We start from the raw sequence: 20,894 nt of genomic DNA, 5'->3' as shown, positions 1-20,894 counted from the left end.
ACCCCAGATTTCATGCGGCTTGCCGCGGCATTCTACACAGAAAAGGCGCAGAGTTAACAGGCTTTATCTTTGCGCGCAGCAACTGCTATTTTTTATAAACATTCAAACATCTTTGCTGCACGATTTTACTGCGTGCACCACAGCGTAGCGGCGCGATTAAACACGCCGCGACAAAACGTGGCCGCGTACTCGTCATGGAGTCTGGAAGTGAAAATTCGTTTATTTGAGGAAGCCGACCGCCCTTTCCTGCGCACGCTGTTTCTGGCGGCGCGGCGCCACAACTGGACATGGCTGGCCGGAGATGACTGGCAGCTGGAAGATTTTGACGCGATCATTCACGGTGAAACGGTACTGGTGGCGGAGCTGGCCGGCCACCGCGCCGGGTTTGCCGGCGTGATGGACAACGATAATTTTTTGCACAGCCTGTACGTCGATCCGGCCTTTCAGGGCCAGGGCGTCGGCAGTGCGTTGCTGAACGCGGCGCAGCAGCGTTTTACCTCCACCGGCGCGCTGAAGTGTCTGCTACAAAACGAAGCGGCGCTGGCGTTTTATCAGCAGCACGGCTGGCAGCGCGAAGCGCTGGGCGAGAGCGAACAGGGGCAATATGTGCTGATGCACCTGCCGCTGGCGTCGCGCACCAGCGGCCGTTAAGGCTTAAACCGCGCGGAAGGCGATGTCGCCCGGAATCACCTCACCCTGCCAGTAAAGCTGGGCGGCAACCCGGCCCGCAAGTTCACGATACAGCGCGGTGAATTCACTCTCCGGACGGCGAATAACGGTCGGTTCACCGTCGTCGAGATCTTCGCGCAGATTAATGTGCAGCGGCAGCTGAGCCAGCAGGCGGGTGTGATAATCCTCAGCCAGCTTCTGTGCTCCGCCGGTACCAAAGATTGGTTCGTGATGGCCGCATTCGCTGCAGATGTGCATGCTCATGTTTTCCACCACGCCCAGCACCGGCACGCTGACTTTTTCGAACATCACCATGCCCTTACGCGCGTCAATCAGCGCAATGTCCTGAGGCGTGGTCACCACCAGCGCGCCGGTCACCGGCACGTTTTGCGCCAGCGTCAGCTGAATGTCACCGGTGCCCGGCGGCATGTCCAGAATCAGGTAATCGAGATCCGGCCACAGCGTTTCGTTCAGCAGCTGCATCAGCGCCTTGCTGGCCATCGGTCCGCGCCACACCATGGCGTTATCGTCAGTCACCAGGTAACCGATGGAGTTGGTCGCCAGGCCGTGCGCCATAATCGGTGCCATGTGCGTGCCGTCCGGCGAGGTAGGCCGCTGCTTTTCGGTACCGAGCATGTCCGGGATCGACGGGCCGTAAATATCCGCATCAAGAATCCCGACGCGCGCGCCTTCGGCCACCAGCGCCAGCGCCATATTCACGGCGGTGCTGGATTTGCCGACGCCGCCTTTGCCGGAGCTGACGGCGACGATGTTTTTCACGCCGTTAACGCCAGGCTGATTTTTCACGCGTTTCAGGGTGGCGATGTCATGACGCAGCCGCCAGTCGATGGCGCGCGTGTTGGTCAGGCGCAGCAGTTCCGCGCTGGTCTGGGCTTTCAGCGCCTCAAACGCGCTGGCCCAGGCAAATGGCATCACCAGTTCGATATGCAGCTTGTCGTCGAGCAGCGCCACATGGCGCAGTGCTTTGAGGGTAGTCAGATTGTGGTGCAGCGTCGGATGCTCAAAATCACTCAGCACGCCGATAACCACGGCGCGCAACGCTTCGGGTGAATGATGGTCCCGGGATTGTGCGGTCATCCCAACTCCTAATTTAGTCATGACGCCAGACGATGGCGGTGTGTCAACAATCATATCAGATAGGCGTTAAAAGTGACGTGGCCGAGCTGCTGTGTTTACGCCAGAGGGTGCTTCGGTTAACATCTAAGCCCGATTTTTTATTCACGGAATGCTACGCAAATTATGACTCAAGTCGCTAAAAAACTACTGGTAACGTGCGCCCTGCCGTACGCAAACGGCTCTATCCACCTTGGTCACATGCTTGAACACATTCAGGCTGACGTGTGGGTCCGTTACCAGCGAATGCGTGGCAATCAGGTGTTCTTCATCTGTGCGGACGACGCGCACGGCACGCCGATCATGCTGAAAGCCCAGCAGCTGGGTATCGCGCCGGAGCAGATGATTGCAGAAATGAAGCAGGAGCATGAGACCGATTTCGCGGGTTTCAACATCAGCTATGACAATTACCACTCCACGCACGGCGACGAAAACCGCCAGCTGGCTGGGCTGATTTATACCCGTCTGAAAGAGAACGGTTTCATCAAAAACCGCACCATTTCGCAGCTGTACGATCCGGAAAAAGGCATGTTCCTGCCTGACCGCTTCGTCAAAGGCACCTGTCCGAAATGTAAATCCCCCGATCAGTATGGCGATAACTGCGAAGTGTGCGGCGCGACCTACAGCCCGACCGAGCTGATTGAGCCTAAATCGGTGGTGTCAGGCGCGACGCCGGTGATGCGCGATTCTGAGCACTTCTTCTTCGATCTGCCATCATTCAGCGAAATGCTGCAGGCCTGGACGCGCTCCGGTGCGCTGCAGGAGCAGGTGGCGAACAAGATGCAGGAGTGGTTTGAAGCGGGTCTGCAACAGTGGGACATCTCACGCGATGCGCCGTACTTCGGCTTTGAGATTCCTGATGCGCCGGGCAAATACTTCTACGTCTGGCTGGATGCGCCAATCGGCTACATGGGATCGTTTAAAAACCTGTGCGACAAGCGCGGCGACATCGATTTCGACGAGTTCTGGAAAAAAGATTCCAGCACCGAGCTGTATCACTTCATCGGCAAAGACATCGTCTATTTCCACAGCCTGTTCTGGCCTGCAATGCTGGAAGGCAGCGATTTCCGTAAGCCAACCAACCTGTTCGTACACGGGTATGTCACGGTAAACGGTGCCAAGATGTCGAAATCGCGCGGCACCTTTATTAAAGCCAGCACCTGGCTGCAGCATCTCGATGCTGACAGCCTGCGCTACTACTATGCGGCCAAGCTCTCTTCGCGCATCGACGACATCGACCTGAATCTGGAAGATTTTGTCCAGCGCGTGAACGCTGACATCGTCAATAAAGTGGTGAACCTCGCCTCGCGTAACGCCGGTTTTATCACCAAACGCTTCAACGGCCAGCTGGCAGGCGAACTGGCGGATCCGGCGCTGTATCAGACCTTTGTTGATGCGTCAGAGAAGATCGGTGAAGCATGGGCCAGCCGCGAATACAACCGGGCGATCCGCGAGATCATGGCGCTGGCCGACCTGGCCAACCGCTATGTCGACGAGCAGGCACCGTGGGTGGTGGCGAAACAGGAAGGCCGTGATGCCGACCTGCAGGCGATTTGCTCGATGGGCATCAACCTGTTCCGCGTGCTGATGACCTGGCTGAAGCCGGTGCTGCCATCGCTGAGCGAGCGTACCGAAGCCTTCCTGCAAAGCGAGCTGAGCTGGGATGGCATCGCACAACCGCTGCTCAACCACAGCGTAGCGCCGTTTAAAGCGCTGTATGGCCGTATCGAGATGGCCAAAGTGGAGGCGCTGGTTGCGGCTTCGAAAGAGGACGCGGCGGCGGCGAACACGCCAGCGGCAAGCGGTCCGCTGGCCGATGCACCGATTGGCGAGACCATCACCATTGACGACTTCGCCAAAGTCGACATGCGCGTGGCGCTGATCGAGCAGGCTGAGCTGGTAGAAGGCTCCGATAAGCTGCTGCGTCTGCAGCTGGATCTGGGCGGCGAGAAGCGCCAGATTTTCTCCGGCATTCGCGCCGCCTATCCGGATCCGTCGGTGCTGGTGGGCAAGATGACCATCATCGTCGCCAACCTGGCGCCGCGCAAAATGCGTTTCGGCGTGTCCGAAGGCATGGTGCTGTCTGCCGGCCCTGGCGGCAAAGACCTGTTTGTGCTGTCCGTGGATAGCGGTGCGCAGCCTGGCATGCCGGTGAAGTAAGGGTTAGTGCGCGCTGGCCCTCACCCTAACCCTCTCCCGCTTACGGGAGAGGGAACCGCTGAGTGCGGGATTTGGGGCAGAGCCAGGCCAGCAACCTCGCTTGATCTCTTCCTCTCCCGCATTAAAAGGGACCGAACAGCGCACGTTGTTACCCATGTATCAAACCTGCACATAGCAAAACCCCGCACAATAATACCCCCTCTCCCGCTTGCGGGAGAGGGCTGGGGTGAGGGCAAAACCGCACCGCGCCTTACCGCGCTGACATCAGACAGCGATAAATCTCCGCCAGCACCGCCTCAAATTCATTAAACACCTGGTGATTCCAGAAGCGAATTACGCGCCAGCCGCAGCGCTGTAAATACGCCGTGCGTCGGGCATCGTAAGCCTGAGCTTCAGGCGTATTGTGCTGTCCGCCATCCAGTTCCACGATCAGCAATCGCGCTACACAGGCAAAATCGACGATGTAACCGCCCACTGGATGCTGGCGGCGAAATTTCGCGCCACACACATTCCGGTTGCGTAAATAACGCCATAGTCTTTGCTCGGCTTCCGGCATCGCCTTGCGCAGCGTACGCTGCGGTCGCACGCTATTATTCATCGCTGCTCCTTCGCTCTGCCCGACAGCTTACGCCGTATTGCGCTGCGGCAAAGCACCGGGGCTGAATTCCTGAATCTGCATTCCAGTGTGATCGCTAGCACGCTATGCGCTTAATGCGTATGATGAAGCGCCACGAATTCAGGAGCCTGACATGCCCACCGTGCTATCTGCCTGCTGGCGCTATCTGCGCGCCTTTGCCATCGTCTATGCCGCGCTGTACGCCGGCAACGGCCTTGCCACCCTGCTGCCGTTTACCCTTCCCGGCAGTATTCTCGGCATGCTGCTGCTGTTTGCCCTGCTGGCGCTGCAGATTATTCCGGTGGCGTGGGTGAAACCCGGCTGCCAGCTCTTAATCCGCTATATGGCGCTGCTGTTTGTGCCGATCAGCGTTGGCGTGATGGGCTACACCGATATCCTCAGCGCACAGTTTGGTCCGATTGTGGTTTCCTGCATGGTCAGCACTCTGCTGGTGTTGCTGATTGTCGGCCTGAGCGCCGAACGCCTGCAGCGTCCGAAGGAGTCCGGCCATGAGTGATGCCTGGTGGTCACTGCCGCTTACCGTGGTGGCGTATCTGCTGGCGCGCCGGCTGGCCGCCAGAATCAACCTCTCCATCGTCAATCCGCTGCTGGTGGCGATGGCGATCATTATTCCGCTGCTGCTGCTGACGCACCTGCCCTACGCGCGCTATTTTGCCGGCAGCGCACTGCTGAATCAGCTGCTGCAGCCCGCGGTCGTGGCGCTGGCGCTGCCGCTGTATGAGCAGATGCATCAGATTCGCGCGCGCTGGAAAACCATCATCAGCGTCTGTTTTATCGGCAGCATTACCGCCATGGTGTCAGGCACGGCGATCGCGCTGTGGATGGGCGCCACGCCGGAAATCGCGGCCACCATCCTGCCAAAATCGGTGACCACGCCCATCGCTATGGCGGTATCGGGTTCGCTGCACGGTATTCCCGCCATCAGCGCCATTTGCGTGTTGATTGCCGGCGTGCTGGGCGCAGTGTTTGGTCACATGCTGCTGAACCTGTTTAAAGTGCGTAGCAAGTCCTCGCGCGGGCTGGCGATTGGCAACGCATCGCATGCGCTCGGTACCGCGCGGGCGGCGGAGATCGACTATCAGGAAGGCGCCTTCAGTTCGCTGGCGCTGGTGATCTGCGGCATTATCACCTCGCTGCTGGCACCCTTCATTTTTCCTTTGCTGATGCATTTACTGGGCTAAAACTTGCGAGAGATCTCGCAAAGTTGAAACAAGCCAATCAGCTTACATTGTCATAGCGACATGGATCACATATAACCCCTGAGGCGGCGCTTCGCCGCTGACGAGTTAATGAGGCCATAACATCATGCATGCACGATTCACTTCTGCTTTCTCTGCCCTGCCCGCCACGCTGCAGAACGCGCTTCAGCCGCTGCTGGACGCCGCTGATTTTCACGGCGTGCTGCGACCGCAGGAAGTGGTTCAATTGCAGCAGGCAACCGGTCTGGATGATGATGCGCTGGCGCTCGCGCTGCTGCCGATTGCCGCCTGCTGTGCCGTGGCACCGGTTTCGCACTTTAACGTCGGTGCCATCGCGCGCGGCATCAGTGGCCACTGGTACTTCGGTGCCAATATGGAGTTCTTACATGCGCCGCTGCAGCAAACGGTCCACGCCGAGCAGAGCGCCATTACGCATGCCTGGCTGCGTGGCGAAGCGCAGCTGGCAACCATTACCGTCAATTACACGCCGTGCGGCCACTGTCGTCAGTTTATGAACGAGCTAAATAGCGGCACGGCAATTCGCATCAGCCTGCCGGGCCGCGCGGTCAGCACGCTGGCCGACTATCTACCGGACGCCTTTGGCCCGGCAGATCTCAATATCAGCGAACGGCTGCTGACGCCGGTCGACCACGGTTTCCTGCCACAGGGCGATGCGCTGCAGCAGGCCGCGATTGATGCCGCCCGCCGCAGCCATGCACCTTACAGCCAGAGTTACAGCGGCGTGGCGCTGCAGAGCCGCAGCGGCCAGATTTATACCGGGCGCTATGCCGAAAATGCCGCCTTCAATCCGAGCCTGCCGCCATTACAGGCCGCGCTGATTCTGCTGAATATGCACAACGAAGCACTGGAAGAGATTCAGCAGGCGGTGCTGGCCGAATGCGCCGACGCCACGCTGAGCCAGGTCGATGCCACGCGCACTACCCTCGCCGCGCTCGGCTGCAGCAATTTCTCAGTTACTTTAGTTTCGAAACCAACAGTTTAGTGATCCTTTTACCGCTTTTGTGACCTTCTATTAACAAAAGCTGTACATCTGCAGGAATTTTCATAGGATCGGGCGCCAGAACTTCACAATGAACGGGTCTGGCGTTACCTTCTTGCTGGCGACACGTCAGAAAACACTGCAACCGGAGCAAACACTGCATGGAACTCGAGTACGAAAGTAAACGTCCGCTGTATATTCCTTACGCGGGTCCGATCCTGCTGGAATTTCCGCTGTTGAACAAAGGCAGCGCCTTCTCGCTGGAAGAACGTAACGAATTTAACCTCAATGGCCTGCTGCCAGACGCCGTAGAAACCATCGAAGAGCAGGCCGAGCGCGCCTGGCGTCAGTTCCTGGACTTCAAAAACAATAACGACAAGCACGTCTACCTGCGCAACATCCAGGACACCAACGAAACGCTATTCTATCGCCTGCTGGACAACCACCTGGAAGAGATGATGCCGATCATCTACACCCCAACGGTTGGCGCGGCGTGCGAGCACTTCTCTGAAATTTACCGTCGCGCGCGCGGGGTGTTTATCTCTTATAACAACCGCGACCGCATTGAAGACATGCTGCAAAACGCCACCAAGCAGAATGTGAAGGTGATCGTGGTCACCGACGGCGAGCGTATTCTCGGCCTCGGCGACCTGGGCATCGGCGGCATGGGCATTCCTATCGGTAAGCTGTCGCTGTACACCGCGTGCGGTGGCATCAGCCCGGCCTACACCCTGCCGGTGGTGCTGGATGTCGGCACCAATAATCAGCAACTGCTGAACGATCCGCTCTACATGGGCTGGCGCCATCCGCGCATCACTGGCGAAGAGTACGAAGCCTTCGTTGATGAATTCATTCAGGCGGTGAAGCGCCGCTGGCCAAACGTGCTGCTGCAGTTTGAAGATTTCGCGCAGAAAAACGCTATGCCTCTGCTGGAGCGTTACCGCGATGAGATCTGCTGCTTCAATGATGATATTCAGGGCACGGCCGCTGTCACGGTGGGCACGCTGATCGCCGCCAGCCGCGCCGCAGGCAGCCGTCTGTGCGAGCAGAAAGTGGTGTTCCTCGGTGCCGGTTCCGCCGGCTGCGGTATCGCCGAGCAGATCGTCGCACAGATGAAATCCGAAGGCCTGAGCGATGACGAAGCGCGCGCGCGCGTGATGATGGTAGACCGTTTCGGCCTGCTCACTGACAAATTGCCTAACCTGCTCGATTTCCAGAGCAAGCTGGTGCAGAAGAGCGACAATCTGAAAGACTGGGACGTTACCAGCGATTCGATTTCACTGCTCGACGTGGTGCGCAATGCCCAGCCGGATATCCTGATCGGCGTTTCCGGCCAGCCGGGACTGTTCACCGAAGAGATCATTCGCGAGATGCACAAGCACTGCAAACGCCCGATCGTGATGCCGCTCTCGAACCCGACCTCGCGTGTGGAAGCAACGCCGGCAGATATCATCGCCTGGACCGACGGTGACGCGCTGGTCGCCACCGGCAGCCCATTTGCACCGGTCACCTGGAAAGGCAAAACCTACCCGATTGCCCAGTGCAACAACTCCTATATTTTCCCGGGAATCGGTCTCGGCGTGATCGCTGCCGGCGCGACCCGCGTAACGGATTCGATGCTGATGACCGCCAGCCGCGCGCTGGCTGACTGCTCACCGCTGGTTAATGACGGTGAAGGTCCGGTGCTGCCAGAGATTAAAGACATCCAGGGCGTCTCCAAAGTGATCGCCATGGAAGTGGGCAAAGCGGCGCAGCTGGCGGGCGTGGCGGTGGTCACCTCCGAGGACGTACTGTCGAAAGCCATCAACAACAACTTCTGGCTGCCGCAGTATCGTCACTATCGCCGTACCTCGATTTAATTGCAGACCGACGCTGCCGCACGCTTCAGGTGCGGCAGCGCTTAAAAAAACGCCAGCCGACCGGCGCGAACTTGCTTAGCCGTGCCGCCTCAAGTAGCCTTGACCCATCTGAATTTTCGTCAACCGAGTGCCCGTGCGCATACTTAAACGCGTTTTCTTTGCTCTGTTTATCATCATCTTACTGGTGATGGCGACCGCGCTCGGCCTCGATCGCTGGATCAGCTGGAAAACCGCGCCGTTTATTTATGAAGATGTCGCCTCGCTACCGCATCGTCAGGTTGGCGTGGTACTGGGCACTGCGAAATATTACCGCACCGGCGTTATCAATCAGTATTACCTGTATCGTATTCAGGGCGCACTCAACGCCTACAACAGCGGCAAGGTGAATTATCTGCTGCTGAGCGGCGATAACGCGCTGCAAAGTTATAACGAGCCGATGACCATGCGGCGTGATTTGATCAAAGCCGGCGTCGATCCGGCGGACATCGTGCTGGATTATGCCGGCTTCCGCACGCTGGATTCGATTGTGCGCACGCGCAAAGTCTTCGATACCAACGACTTCATTATTATTACCCAGCGCTTCCACTGTGAACGCGCGCTGTATATTGCCCAGCATCTTGGCATTCAGGCGCAGTGCTACGCGGTGCCGTCACCGAAGAACATGCTGTCGGTGCGGTTCCGTGAAGTGGGTGCGCGCCTCGGTGCGCTGGCGGATCTTTATCTGATGAAGCGGGAGCCGCGTTTCCTTGGCCCGCTGGTGCCGATTCCGGCGGTGCATGAAGTGCCGGAAGATGCGCAGAGCTACCCGGCGGTAACACCGGAACAGCTGCTTGAGCTGGAAGAGAAGCTGCGGAAATAGCAGAAGCGAAACAAATAAAAAGGGCCGCGTTGCCGCAGCCCTGATGGTTGACCTTGTTCTCTGCTATTTCTTGCGTGCGTACTTCAGTGAATCAAGCGCCACAGCGAAGATAATGATGCCGCCCTTGATGATGTACTGCCAGTACGGGTTCACGCCGATATAGGTCAGGCCGTAGTTGATCACGGTGAAGATGATCACACCGGTCACCACACCCGCAACGGTACCCACCCCGCCGGCGAAAGACACGCCACCCACCACGCAGGCCGCAATCGCATCCAGCTCATACATAAAGCCGAGGTTGTTGGTGGCACTGCCGATACGGCCCGCTTCCAGCATCCCGCCGAAGGCATAGAACACGCCGGACAGCGCATACACCAGGATCAGGTTAAGCGGAACGTTAACGCCAGAAACTTTCGCCGCTTCCGGGTTACCACCGATGGCAAAAATGTTTTTGCCGAAGCGGGTTTTGTTCCACAGAATCCAGACGAACACGATGGCGATAATCGCGTAGAAAGTGATGAACGACAGCTTGAAGTCGCCAAAGCGCAGGAAGCCCTGAGCAAACTTCGAGAAGCCAGCGTCAAAACCGGCGATCGGTGAAGCGCCCACGAAGTCGTAATACAGCGAGTTGATGCCGTACACGATGATCATGGTGCCCAGCGTGGTGATGAATGGCGTCACCTTCAGGTAAGCAATGATCACGCCGTTGACCAGGCCAATCACGCCACCAATGATGCACACGGTCAGAATCACCAGCGGAATCGGCACGGTTTCCAGATGCGGGAACACCTTGTTGGCGTTATCCATCGACTGCAGCAGCGTTGCTGCCACCACCGCCGCCAGACCCACCTGGCGCCCTGCCGACAGGTCGGTGCCCTGGGTCACGATCAGACCGGCTACGCCGAGGGCGATAATGATTCGGACTGATGACTGAGTCAGGATGTTACTCAGGTTCATCAGGCTTAAAAAAGTCGGATCCTGGAAAATAATAATCGCCAGCAGTACCAACAGGACAACATAAATGCCGCCCTCTTTTAACCAGGTTAGCGCATTCTTTTTAGTAGTCGCTTTCATGTTAAAGCCCTTGCTTCATTAAAGGTGTAATGACGCTAAACGCAGGATTTCATTCTGCGAGGTCGTTTTAGTATCGACAATGCCCGCTACCTGGCCATTACTCATCACCAAAATACGGTCGGTAATGCCCAGCAGCTCTGGCATTTCAGAAGAGATAATAATGATGCCCTTTTCTTTTTTCGCCAGCTCTGAAATTAGCTGATAGATTTCAAATTTGGCGCCAACGTCAATCCCGCGCGTCGGTTCATCAAGCATCAGTATTTCCGGCTGCGTCAATAACCAGCGGCCAATAATCACTTTTTGCTGGTTACCGCCGGAAAGCGATCCAATTTGCGTATGATGTCCGGGCGTTTTCACCCGCATGGCATCAATGACCCATTGGGTATCGCTTTTCATGCGTTTATTATCCAGCAGCCCCATACTGGATTTATATTTTTTGATATTGGAAATAAGCGAGTTAAAGCCAATATCCAGGTAGGCATAAATCCCGGTTGAACGCCGCTCTTCGGTAACCAGTGCAAAACCATGGTTGATGGCTTCGTTGGCGCTGTGGTTATTAATCGCTTTACCGTGCAGTTTAATGGTGCCGCCCGACTTCTCGCGGATACCAAATAAGGTTTCCACAATGTCGGTACGCTTGGCGCCCACCAGGCCGGCAATCCCCAGAATCTCGCCTTTATGCAAATCAAAGGAGATGTCACGGATCGAAGGCTGACGCAGCGAGGTCAGGTTGCGCACCTCCAGAATCACTTCACCCGGCACGTTAGTTTTGTCCGGGAAACGCTGGTTCAGTGAACGGCCGACCATCATGGCGATGATCTTGTCCATGTCCAGCCCTTCCAACGGCTGGGTGGCAATCCACTGGCCGTCACGCAGAATGGTGATCTCATCGCACAGCTGGAAAATCTCTTCCATTTTATGCGAGATATAAACAATACCGCAGCCGCGATCTTTCAGCTTACGGATAATGGTAAACAGGTGGTTCACTTCTTTTTCGGTCAGCGAAGACGTTGGTTCATCCATGATGACGATTTTGGCGTCATAGGAGAATGCCTTGGCAATTTCGATCATCTGCATTTGCGATACAGAGAGCGTCGCCACTTTGTCGCGCGGATCGATATCAATATCTAATTCATCAAAGATCGCTTTGGTGTCGCGATACATTTTATCCTGATCGACAAACGGACCTTTGCGCGGATAGCGCCCCAGCCACATGTTATCCATCACGTTGCGCTGCAGCACCAGGTTTAATTCCTGATGCACCATCGATACGCCATTTTCCAGCGCTTCTTTCGATGATTTATAATCTATTTCCTCACCCTGAAACAGGATGCTCCCCGTATCCTTTTTATAAATCCCAAACAGGCATTTTAATAAAGTGGATTTTCCGGCGCCGTTTTCACCCATTAAGGCATGGACGGAGTGCGGCCGCACTTTTAAATTCACATTATCTAAGGCTTTCACCCCTGGAAATGATTTCGAGACATTCGTCATCTCCAGCAGATATTCACGCTGTGTGGTCGGATTCTCACTGGCCATAATTTACCTGGCTAAAAAAAGCGTTGGTCAGATGCAATAAGGCGCGGCAGAAAAGCCGCGCCCGGGACGAATTACTTCACAAACTGCGACAGGTTTTCTTTATCAACCGGTACGTACGGTACGCGGACCACTTTGCCGTCCATCTTGAAGTTAGTACCCGCAGTTGGCTCTTTGCCATTGGCGAGGTTATTAGCAATGTCCAGCGTGGCTTTCGCCTGGTTTTCCGCATCGTTCAGCACGGTACCGGCCATCGCACCGGATTTCACCAGTGCCAGCGCTTCTGGCAGGGCATCAACGCCAAATACCGGAATGCTGGTTTTGTTGTGCGCCTTCAGCGCTTCAACCGCACCCATCGCCATCGCATCGTTGTTTGCGATGATCACTTCAATTTTGTTGGCGTTCGGGCCAGACAGCCAGGCGTCAACTTTGTCTTTCGCCTGCGCGGTATCCCACATTGCGGTATCCATTGCCAGCTGCTGGGTTTTGATGCCGTCTTTATTCAGGGTTTCGATGACGTATTTGGTACGCGCTTCGGCGTCCGGATGGCCCGGTTCACCTTTCAGCAGCACGAACTGAATCTGACCGTCTTTGTTCAGATCCCAGGCTGGCGTCGCTTTCCAGTGTTTCTCAATCAGTTCACCCTGCTTGATGCCGGACTCTTTAGAGTCGGTACCGACGTAGTAAGCTTTGTCGTAGCTGGCCAGCACTTTCGCGTTAGGCTCTTTGTTGAAGAATACTACCGGCACGTCATTAGCACGCGCTTTGTCGATCACCACTGCCGCAGCAGCCGGGTCCACCAGGTTGATCGCCAGCGCTTTCACGCCTTTCGCCATCAGCACGTCAATCTGGTCGTTCTGTTTGGATTGGTCGTTCTGCGAGTCGTTCATCAGCAGCTGAATGCCGCCAACGGCTTTCGCCTCTTTTTCGATGTCCTTGCGCACCATCGACATGAAGTTGTCGTCATATTTATAAATTGTCACGCCAATGCGGGTATCGGCGGCGTGCGCAGTTGCACCAAACATCATGCTGGCAACCAGTGCTGTGAGCGTGAAAACCTTCTTATTCATGGTATCTCCGGTTTTTTTATGCAGGGTATTTCATCGCGCCGTGTTGCCTGCGGGCAGACAGCGCAGTCGGTTGAAACGCTATTTTTATGGGGCAGGCGCTGCTACCAAGCCGGACCACCATCGCTATCCTGACTTCCCTGTACGTAAACGCTTCCTGAAGAGTGTTGTGAACCATTTCAATCGGCTACTGAAACCAGACCGGGGAAGGAAAGCCCGGCGTTACATAATGTTTCAGTCCGGTAAGACGCTGCCATCATAGTGAGCGCCATGTTAATTAACTGTGAATACAATCACAGATTGGAAACGGTTACACGGCGCTATCGCCTGAATTAGTGACCGACTCCACAATTTGCCGCTGGGCCACGGAATGACGCCGCACCAGCGTGGGCATGAAGCAGTGCGACGCGTGCGGATCGAGCGTGCCCGCCGCCCCCTGTAACGCCAGTTCAGTGGCCAGTTTCGCCATAGAAACAATAGGATAGCGCACCGTGGTCAGTTGCGGGTCGGTGTAACGGGAAATGGGGATGTCATCGAAGCCGATGACGGAAAAATGCTGCGGCACCTGAATACCGTTATCTTTCAGCGCGGTCAGCGCACCGGCGGCCATGCCGTCGTTATAGGAGAACACGGCGGTGAGGTGCTGGTTGCGTCCCAGCAGCTCGACCATCGCCGCTTCACCGCCCTGCATATCCGGCTCGGCGTGGGCAATCCAGCCTTCCGGCGGCCGGATGCCCTGCTCTGCCAGCGCCTGCAGCCAGCCGTCACGACGCTGCGCCACGTCCTCAATCGGATGGCTGGAGCTAAGATAACCAATGCGCTGATGGCCCTGCTGTAACAACATGCGCGTTGCAACCTGCGCACCGGTAACATTATCGAGACAAACGCAGCGGTGCTCGTACCCCGGAATCGTACGATTAATCAATACCATACCCGGAACCTGGTCCATAAACTGCGCCAGTTCCGCGTCTGTAAGCGTTTTCGCGTGCACCACCAGCGCGTTGCAGCGCTGGCGGATCAGCACCTCAATGGCGTGACGCTCTTTCTCTTCCTGATGCCAGGAATTACTGATGAGCACATGCTTGTGCATGCGCTGCGCCACGGTATCCACCGCTTTAACCAGCGCACCAAAGAAGGGATCGGAAACATCCATAACCACCACGCCGATGGTATCGCTCACCTGCGTCGCCAGCGCCTGCGCGTTAGCGTTAGGCCGGTAGCCGAGCGATTCAACCGCCTGCAGCACGGCGTCGCGGGTATCAGAGGTGACTGCACTGCTGTTATTGAGCACCCGCGACACGGTGGCAACGGAAACCCCGGCCTGACGGGCGACATCACGAATCGTTATCATGCAGCTGTTCCACAGAGGAGGAAAATGCGCGACTGGCGCGTAACGGCGCTATTTTGTCAGGGCATCGGCCACCGCTGCGTGAATTACGTCACACGGATGAAAACGGTTACATACAATTATGCAACCTTTGTGATGAACATCATTATCTGCCCGGTGAGGCGTTACGGGCTTTCCCGGCGGCAAGCTGCGTCAGCCGGCGCCAGATCCACTCCATCGGCCCCTGCGGGAAGACGCGCAGCCACAGTACGGAGAACAGGATGTTGACCAGCCAGATAGCCGGCACAAAGGCCAGTAGCTGCAGGCGGTCAAATTTGAGGAACAGATCGAAGCGGTAGAACAGCGTGGTGCAGATTAGCGTCTGCAGCAGATAGTTGCTCAGCGCCATGCGGCCGACGCACTGAATGGCGTAACTGACGCGCGTGGTGGCGATGGCCGGCCAGTAACCGAGACAGAGCGCAGCGTAGCCAAGGCTGATAAACGGACTGGCGAGATCGCGCGGCACCTGCAGGAAAAAGCCGCTCCAGCGGAATTCCCACTGCAGCAGCCACTGCGCCAGCACGCCGGGGATAGCAATCAGCCAGCCGATGGTGAGCAACAGCGCTGCTGCGCGTCGGTAGTGCTGCAGACTGAACTGGCCGCTCAGCCAGCCGCTGCGCATCAGCGCGGCACCGATCAGCATCAGCCCGGCCAGCTGCCAGCCATACTGCGAAGCCAGTGCCATCAGGCCGGACGACAGTTGTTCAAGGCGATTCTGCACCGCTTCCCAGCCGCCAACCAGTTTCCAGTAGCTCTCGTATTCCAGATCTGCCGCGCCCGGCAGCCACGAACGCGTCGGCTGCGGACTGGAGATGACGCCAAACACCAGCAGCACGGCGCAGCCCACCAGATAGAGCAGCACGCCGGTATGAAACAGCGCGCGATCGGACGGCACGTCACGCAGCATGCGCCAGACAATCAGCCCAATCAGGCCGTAGTCCAGCAGGATATCGCCTTCCCACAGGAACACGGCGTGGAGGAAACCAATAAACACCAGCAGCGTTAAGCGGGTGGAGATCCAGCGGCTGCCACGCGGCACCTGCAGCGCCAGTCCGGCGCCAAACAGCAGCGCAAACAGCGTCAGGAATTTCAGCTGCGCCAGACCATCCAGAATGGCCCAGGTCCAGGCATCGGACGCGGAAACCTCACCCTGCCAGGCCGGATTAAGGTAGGCCGCCGAGGGCAAACCAAAGCCGACAATGTTCAGCAGCAAAATGCCGAGAATGGCGCAACCACGAATGAAATCCAGCGCGAGATAGCGTTGCATCGAGTGCCCTGACGGTGAGAGAAACACGGGCGACAACGACGCCGCCCGCGCTACTTAGCTGTGGCGTACCGCGCGCAGAAATTCCTGACGCGTGTTCTGGCTCGATTTGAACAAGCCGCCGAGTGAAGTGGTGGTGGTGGCGCTGGTCGCGTCTTTGACGCCGCGCGCTTTCACGCAGTAGTGCACCGCATCGATCGACACCGCCACGTTATTGGTGCCCAGCAGAGTTTGCAGCGCCACCAGCACCTGCTGGGTTAAACGCTCCTGCACCTGCGGACGCTGGGCGAAAAACTGCACGATACGGTTGATCTTCGACAGGCCAATCACCTTGTCTTTAGGGATATAGGCCACGGTGGCTTTGCCGTCGATGATCACGAAGTGGTGTTCACAGGTGCTGGTCAGGGTGATATCACGCACGGTGACCATTTCATCCACCTTCATCTTATTTTCGATGACGGTGATTTTCGGGAAATTGGCGTAATCCAGACCTGAAAAGATTTCGTCGACGTACATCTTGGCGATGCGGTGCGGCGTCTCCATCAGGCTGTCGTCTTCCAGGTCCAGATTCAGCAGCTGCATAATCTGGGTCATGTGGCCGGCGATCTCGCGCTTGCGCGACGCGTCGTCCATGTCGCGCACCGGGGCGCGTAATGGCGTTTCCAGGCCACGCGCCAGCAGTGCTTCGTGAACCAGGGCGGCTTCCTGACTTAAGGTGCTCATCGTACTCTTCTCCGGCAGGTGATGCGCCCGCAGGTCTGCGCCTGCGGGGGAAATTCTGAGCGCGTATTGTGAAACACAACGCGCGCTTAATCCAGCAATCAATCCGATTGGAAATGAAAGCGTTTCAGGTGGGCGATCGCCGTATCACCAGCGCTCCCGCCAGCAGCAAACCGCCGCCAGCGACCCACAGCGCCGGATCGAGCCGGTGCCACAGCAGGCTGGAAAGCCATGACAGCAGCGGCCCACCAAGCTGTCCGATGGCATAACCGGTGGTCAGCAGGCCGGCGAGATAGCGCGCATGATGCGGTGCCAGCTCCCGGCTGTACTGCAGCGACAGCTGTACCACGCAGAGAAAGCCGCCGCCAATCAACAGCGCCGCCAGCAGCAGACCGTTGATGCCCGGCAGCACGATGGCCGCGATCACGCCCAACGCCTGCGCCCACAGCACCAGCGCCAGCCGCCGATGGCTGCTGCCCCAGTGGCGCGTCATGATCCCCAGCACGATGCCGATCACCGCCGCGCCGCCAAACACCGGCCAGACAAACTGGGCAAAGGCGCTGTCGGGGAAGCGCGCCGCCGCCATTTGCGACAGGAAAGTGGCGGGCAGAATATAGCCAAAACCAGCGAGGCTGTAACAGAGGATCAAACGCTTCAGGTCACGCGTCAGCAGCAGCGGCTCGGCGGCCTGTTGCGGACGATGCAGCTGTCCGCTGCGCGGCAGGAAACGCGCAATCGCGGCAATCAGCACTAGCGCCAGCACACCGTACGCCGCCCAGGCAAACGCAGCGCTGACGCCGCTGGCGTGCAGCAGTACCGCCAGCATACCGCTGATGAAGATGCCGGTGCCGGGACCGGCAAACACCGCTGCCGACAAGCCTGGCCGGCCGTGATGCAGCAGTTGCTCATTGCTCCAGGCCGCCACCAGCACCATCGCCCAGCCGCTGGCGACGCCAATCAGGAAACGCACCACCGCGTGCAGCCACGGCCCGCTGATACAGGCAGACAGCAGCGTCAGCGCAACAGCGCCCCAGACGCCCAGCTGCAGCCGCCACTCCACGCGCCGCTGCGCGCGCATCGCGTCAAACGATCCGGCCAGATAACCGAGATAGTTCAGCGCCGCGACCAGGCTGGCGCTGGCGAGCGTCAGCTGACCGTCGTGAATCATCAGCGGCACCTGCGGGGTAAACGCAAATCGCCCAATCCCCATTGCAACCACTAAACTTAAAAACGCGCTAAGCGCGACTCGCCACGCCATTCTGACTCCAGCCGATTGGATTAACACTTGTCAGCAGCATGCATGACGTTTAGACTCACGAAAAGTGAATAATATTAACCAAGTTGTTTACGAGAAGAGAATATGGATTTAGTACAGCTCCGCATGTTCTGTTCCGTGGCCGAAACCGGCTCACTGGCGCGCGCCGCCGAAATGCTGCATCGCGTGCCGTCTAATCTCACCACGCGACTGCGACAGCTGGAAGAAGAAATCGGCGTCGATCTGTTTATTCGTGAGAAGCAGCGCATTCGTTTGTCGCCGATGGGCCACAATTTCCTCAATTATGCGCAGCGTATTCTGGCGTTGAGCGACGAGGCGCTGAACATGGCGCGCGCCGGTGAACCCGGTGGTAACTTCGCCTTCGGCTCGATGGAGAGCACCGCCGCCACCCGCCTGCCGGCACTGCTGGCCGCCTACCATCAGCGCTTCCCCAACGTCGCGCTGTCGCTGGTGACCGGCACTTCAGGCGATATCATCGATAAAGTGCGCGCCGGCACGCTGGCGGCGGCGCTGGTGGACGGCCCTGCCAGTCATGACGACCTCAATGGCTGCATCGCCTTTCGTGAAGAGATGGTGCTGATCACCAGCCTTGAACACGCGCCGATTCACAGCGCGCGCGATACGCAAGGCGATACGCTGTTTGCCTTTGGCAACAGTTGCTCGTACCGCACCCGGCTGGAATCCTGGTATCGCGACAGCCAGAGCGCGCCGCACAGCGTTATGGAGATTCAGTCTTATCACGCCATGGTCGCCTGCGTGGCGGGCGGCGGCGGCGTGGCGATGATTCCGGCCTCGGTGCTGGCGCAGATGCCGGCCCGCGCCCGCGTGCAGCAGCACAGCCTGCCGCCGACCTGGCGCGACACGGCTACCTGGCTGATGTGGCGCCGCGACGCCTTTACGCCCAACGTTGAGGCGCTGAAGTATCTGATTATTGAAATGTTTGATGACCGCCCGCTCAACGATGAACTGCTGCATCCGCTGCAGGCCGCTGAGTGAGCGTTATTTTTTATCCAATCACGACATCACAGGAAGAGGGATTGCATGAACATGATTAAAACCCGCGCGGCCGTGGCCTGGGCTGCTGGCGAACCGCTGAAGATTGAAGAAGTGGATCTGATGCCACCACAGAAAGGGGAAGTGCTGGTGCGCATCGTTGCCACCGGCGTCTGCCATACCGATGCTTACACCCTGTCAGGTAAAGATCCGGAAGGCGTGTTCCCGGCGATCCTCGGTCATGAAGGCGGCGGCGTGGTTGAAGCGGTGGGCGAAGGCGTTACCAGCGTGGCGGTCGGCGATCACGTGATCCCGCTGTACACGCCAGAGTGCGGCAAGTGTAAATTCTGTCTCTCCGGCAAAACCAACCTGTGTCAGGCAATCCGCACCACGCAGGGCAAAGGACTGATGCCCGACGGCACCACCCGCTTCTTTAAAGACGGCAAGCCAATCTTCCATTACATGGGCACCTCGACCTTCTCTGAGTACACCGTGGTGCCGGAAATCTCCCTGGCGAAAATCAGCAAAGAAGCGCCGCTGGAAGAAGTGTGCCTGCTCGGCTGCGGCGTGACCACCGGCATGGGCGCAGTGATGAATACCGCCAAAGTGAAAGAAGGCGACACCGTGGCGATTTTCGGCCTCGGCGGTATTGGCCTGTCGGCGATCATTGGGGCGAAAATGGCGAAGGCCGGTCGCATCATCGGTATTGATATCAACACCAGCAAGTTTGACCTGGCGCGCAAACTGGGCGCGACCGATCTGGTCAATCCGAAAGATTTTGCTAAGCCAATTCAGGAGGTGATCGTCGAGATGACCGACGGCGGCGTGGACTTCTCCTTTGAGTGTATCGGTAACGTCAACGTGATGCGTTCAGCGCTGGAGTGCTGCCATAAAGGCTGGGGCGAATCGGTAATTATCGGCGTCGCCGGTGCCGGCGAAGAAATTTCTACCCGGCCGTTCCAGCTGGTCACCGGACGCGTATGGCGCGGGTCGGCGTTTGGCGGCGTGAAAGGACGCACTCAGTTGCCGGGCATCGTGCAGGATTACCTCGACGGTAAGTTTGCGCTGAATGATTTCATCACCCACACCATGCCGCTGGAAGAGATCAACGAGGCATTTGAGCTGATGCATGAAGGCAAATCGATCCGTTCCGTGGTGCATTTTAACAAGTAAGCAGGAGGCGATATGGCATCCACTCTGGAACTGCTGGAAGAACACCGCATCTTTGGCGGCTGGCAGCAGCGCTGGCGACATCAGTCCGCCGTGCTCAACTGCCCGATGACGTTCAGCATTTTTCTGCCGCCACCGCGCGACGACGCGCCACCGCCGGTGGTGTGGTTTCTCGCCGGGCTGACCTGCAACGATGAGAACTTCACCACCAAAGCCGGTGCGCAGCGCGTGGCGGCCGAACTCGGTCTGGTGCTGATCATGCCGGACACCAGTCCGCGCGGCGATGCAGTGGCCAATGACAGCGGATACGATCTGGGCCAGGGCGCCGGGTTTTATCTCAACGCCACCCAGCAACCGTGGGCGGCGCATTATCGCATGTTCGATTATCTCAGCGAGGAGCTGCCGGCGCTGGTGGCGGATAACTTCAAGCTGAGCGATCGTCAGTCGGTTATGGGGCATTCGATGGGCGGCCACGGCGCGCTGGTGCTGGCGCTGCGCCTTGGCGGGCGCTTTGCGTCGGCGTCCGCGTTTGCGCCAATCGTCAATCCGACCGAAGTGCCGTGGGGACAGAAAGCGTTTGCGGCCTATCTGGGCGACGATCGCCAGACGTGGCGCGAGTGGGATAGCTGCCTGCTGATGCAGAACGCCGAACATCGCCTGCCGGTGCTGATCGATCAGGGCGATAGCGATCAGTTCCTTGCCGATCAACTACGTCCGGAGCGACTGGAAGCGGTGGCGCATGAGCAGAATTTCCCGCTGGAGCTGCGTATCCAGCCGGGTTATGACCACAGCTACTTCTTTATCGCCAGCTTCGTTGAGGACCATCTGCGGTTCCACGCGCAGCATTTGCTGGCGTAAGTGCACGGTTCTGCCCCCCGGATGCCGGGGGG

19 protein-coding genes are annotated in these 20,894 nt (G+C 57.9%); 10 read left to right on the top strand and 9 right to left on the bottom strand.

Annotated elements, in window-relative coordinates:
- Positions 1-207 precede the first annotated feature (207 nt).
- Entirely contained in the window at positions 208-651 is a 444-nt protein-coding gene (locus MXF20_RS10695; RefSeq protein ID WP_325969242.1) for a GNAT family N-acetyltransferase, read from the top strand.
- Positions 652-654: 3 nt separating this feature from the next.
- Here MXF20_RS10695 and apbC read toward each other — a convergent pair whose 3' ends face one another.
- Positions 655-1,767, bottom strand: a complete 1,113-nt coding sequence (gene apbC, locus MXF20_RS10690) for an iron-sulfur cluster carrier protein ApbC (protein ID WP_325969241.1) — start codon at positions 1,765-1,767, stop codon at positions 655-657.
- A gap of 162 nt (positions 1,768-1,929) precedes the next feature.
- On the opposite strand from apbC, the gene metG reads away from it, so the two are divergent.
- The gene (gene metG, locus MXF20_RS10685; protein ID WP_325969240.1) at positions 1,930-3,963 is read left to right on the top strand and encodes a methionine--tRNA ligase; all 2,034 of its coding nucleotides are present in this window, start codon (positions 1,930-1,932) and stop codon (positions 3,961-3,963) included.
- A gap of 250 nt (positions 3,964-4,213) precedes the next feature.
- Here the strand turns inward: metG and MXF20_RS10680 are convergent, their stop codons facing one another.
- On the bottom strand, positions 4,214-4,561 hold the full coding sequence (locus tag MXF20_RS10680) for an endonuclease domain-containing protein (RefSeq protein WP_325969238.1): 348 nt from the start codon (positions 4,559-4,561) through the stop codon (positions 4,214-4,216).
- A gap of 151 nt (positions 4,562-4,712) precedes the next feature.
- On the opposite strand from MXF20_RS10680, the gene MXF20_RS10675 reads away from it, so the two are divergent.
- The 5 genes from MXF20_RS10675 to sanA all read left to right on the top strand — a co-directional run bounded on the left by MXF20_RS10675 (position 4,713) and on the right by sanA (position 9,517).
- A complete protein-coding gene (locus MXF20_RS10675) occupies positions 4,713-5,096 on the top strand; it encodes a CidA/LrgA family protein (RefSeq protein WP_325969237.1) in 384 nt (127 codons plus the stop codon).
- On the top strand, positions 5,089-5,781 hold the full coding sequence (locus tag MXF20_RS10670; protein WP_222951836.1) for a CidB/LrgB family autolysis modulator: 693 nt from the start codon (positions 5,089-5,091) through the stop codon (positions 5,779-5,781). Before MXF20_RS10675 ends, MXF20_RS10670 begins: the two co-directional genes overlap by 8 nt.
- A 124-nt stretch (positions 5,782-5,905) precedes the next feature.
- Complete coding sequence (gene cdd, locus MXF20_RS10665; RefSeq protein ID WP_325969236.1) at positions 5,906-6,802, top strand: cytidine deaminase; 897 nt, start codon at positions 5,906-5,908, stop codon at positions 6,800-6,802.
- Positions 6,803-6,960: 158 nt separating this feature from the next.
- A complete protein-coding gene (locus MXF20_RS10660) occupies positions 6,961-8,658 on the top strand; it encodes an NAD-dependent malic enzyme (protein WP_058757262.1) in 1,698 nt (565 codons plus the stop codon).
- A 139-nt stretch (positions 8,659-8,797) separates the two neighbouring features.
- Complete coding sequence (gene sanA / locus MXF20_RS10655; protein ID WP_325969455.1) at positions 8,798-9,517, top strand: outer membrane permeability protein SanA; 720 nt, start codon at positions 8,798-8,800, stop codon at positions 9,515-9,517.
- Between the two features lie 63 nt (positions 9,518-9,580).
- Here the strand turns inward: sanA and mglC are convergent, their stop codons facing one another.
- From mglC to MXF20_RS10620, 7 genes are all read right to left on the bottom strand, one after another.
- Positions 9,581-10,591: a galactose/methyl galactoside ABC transporter permease MglC gene (gene mglC, locus MXF20_RS10650; protein WP_021509284.1), complete on the bottom strand. Its 1,011-nt coding sequence runs from the start codon at positions 10,589-10,591 to the stop codon at positions 9,581-9,583.
- A gap of 18 nt (positions 10,592-10,609) precedes the next feature.
- Entirely contained in the window at positions 10,610-12,130 is a 1,521-nt protein-coding gene (gene mglA, locus MXF20_RS10645) for a galactose/methyl galactoside ABC transporter ATP-binding protein MglA (protein WP_021509283.1), read from the bottom strand.
- A 71-nt stretch (positions 12,131-12,201) separates the two neighbouring features.
- Positions 12,202-13,197, bottom strand: a complete 996-nt coding sequence (gene mglB, locus MXF20_RS10640) for a galactose/glucose ABC transporter substrate-binding protein MglB (protein WP_059009180.1) — start codon at positions 13,195-13,197, stop codon at positions 12,202-12,204.
- 307 nt (positions 13,198-13,504) lie between these two features.
- Positions 13,505-14,545: an HTH-type transcriptional regulator GalS gene (gene galS, locus MXF20_RS10635; protein ID WP_325969233.1), complete on the bottom strand. Its 1,041-nt coding sequence runs from the start codon at positions 14,543-14,545 to the stop codon at positions 13,505-13,507.
- A 142-nt stretch (positions 14,546-14,687) separates the two neighbouring features.
- Positions 14,688-15,848, bottom strand: a complete 1,161-nt coding sequence (gene yeiB / locus MXF20_RS10630; protein ID WP_325969232.1) for a DUF418 domain-containing protein YeiB — start codon at positions 15,846-15,848, stop codon at positions 14,688-14,690.
- A 54-nt stretch (positions 15,849-15,902) separates the two neighbouring features.
- Positions 15,903-16,568, bottom strand: a complete 666-nt coding sequence (folE, locus tag MXF20_RS10625) for a GTP cyclohydrolase I FolE (protein ID WP_021509279.1) — start codon at positions 16,566-16,568, stop codon at positions 15,903-15,905.
- 124 nt (positions 16,569-16,692) lie between these two features.
- On the bottom strand, positions 16,693-17,823 hold the full coding sequence (locus MXF20_RS10620; protein WP_325969231.1) for a YbfB/YjiJ family MFS transporter: 1,131 nt from the start codon (positions 17,821-17,823) through the stop codon (positions 16,693-16,695).
- A 102-nt stretch (positions 17,824-17,925) separates the two neighbouring features.
- Here MXF20_RS10620 and ptrR point away from each other — a divergent pair, with 102 nt between their 5' ends.
- The 3 genes from ptrR to fghA are packed head-to-tail and all read left to right on the top strand — an operon-like array spanning position 17,926 to position 20,862.
- Positions 17,926-18,837 (top strand): putrescine utilization regulator PtrR, encoded by a 912-nt coding sequence (ptrR, locus tag MXF20_RS10615; RefSeq protein ID WP_325969229.1) that lies wholly within the window; start codon positions 17,926-17,928, stop codon positions 18,835-18,837.
- Between the two features lie 45 nt (positions 18,838-18,882).
- Complete coding sequence (locus tag MXF20_RS10610; RefSeq protein WP_021509276.1) at positions 18,883-20,007, top strand: S-(hydroxymethyl)glutathione dehydrogenase/class III alcohol dehydrogenase; 1,125 nt, start codon at positions 18,883-18,885, stop codon at positions 20,005-20,007.
- 12 nt (positions 20,008-20,019) lie between these two features.
- The gene (gene fghA, locus MXF20_RS10605) at positions 20,020-20,862 is read left to right on the top strand and encodes an S-formylglutathione hydrolase (protein WP_325969227.1); all 843 of its coding nucleotides are present in this window, start codon (positions 20,020-20,022) and stop codon (positions 20,860-20,862) included.
- Positions 20,863-20,894: the final 32 nt, after the last annotated feature.

The sequence above is a fragment of the Pantoea dispersa genome (genome assembly GCF_035783935.1).
Classification (GTDB): domain Bacteria; phylum Pseudomonadota; class Gammaproteobacteria; order Enterobacterales; family Enterobacteriaceae; genus Pantoea; species Pantoea dispersa_C.
The sequence above is the reverse complement of the archived record's forward strand: the minus strand, read 5'-3'. Positions and strand labels throughout refer to the sequence as shown.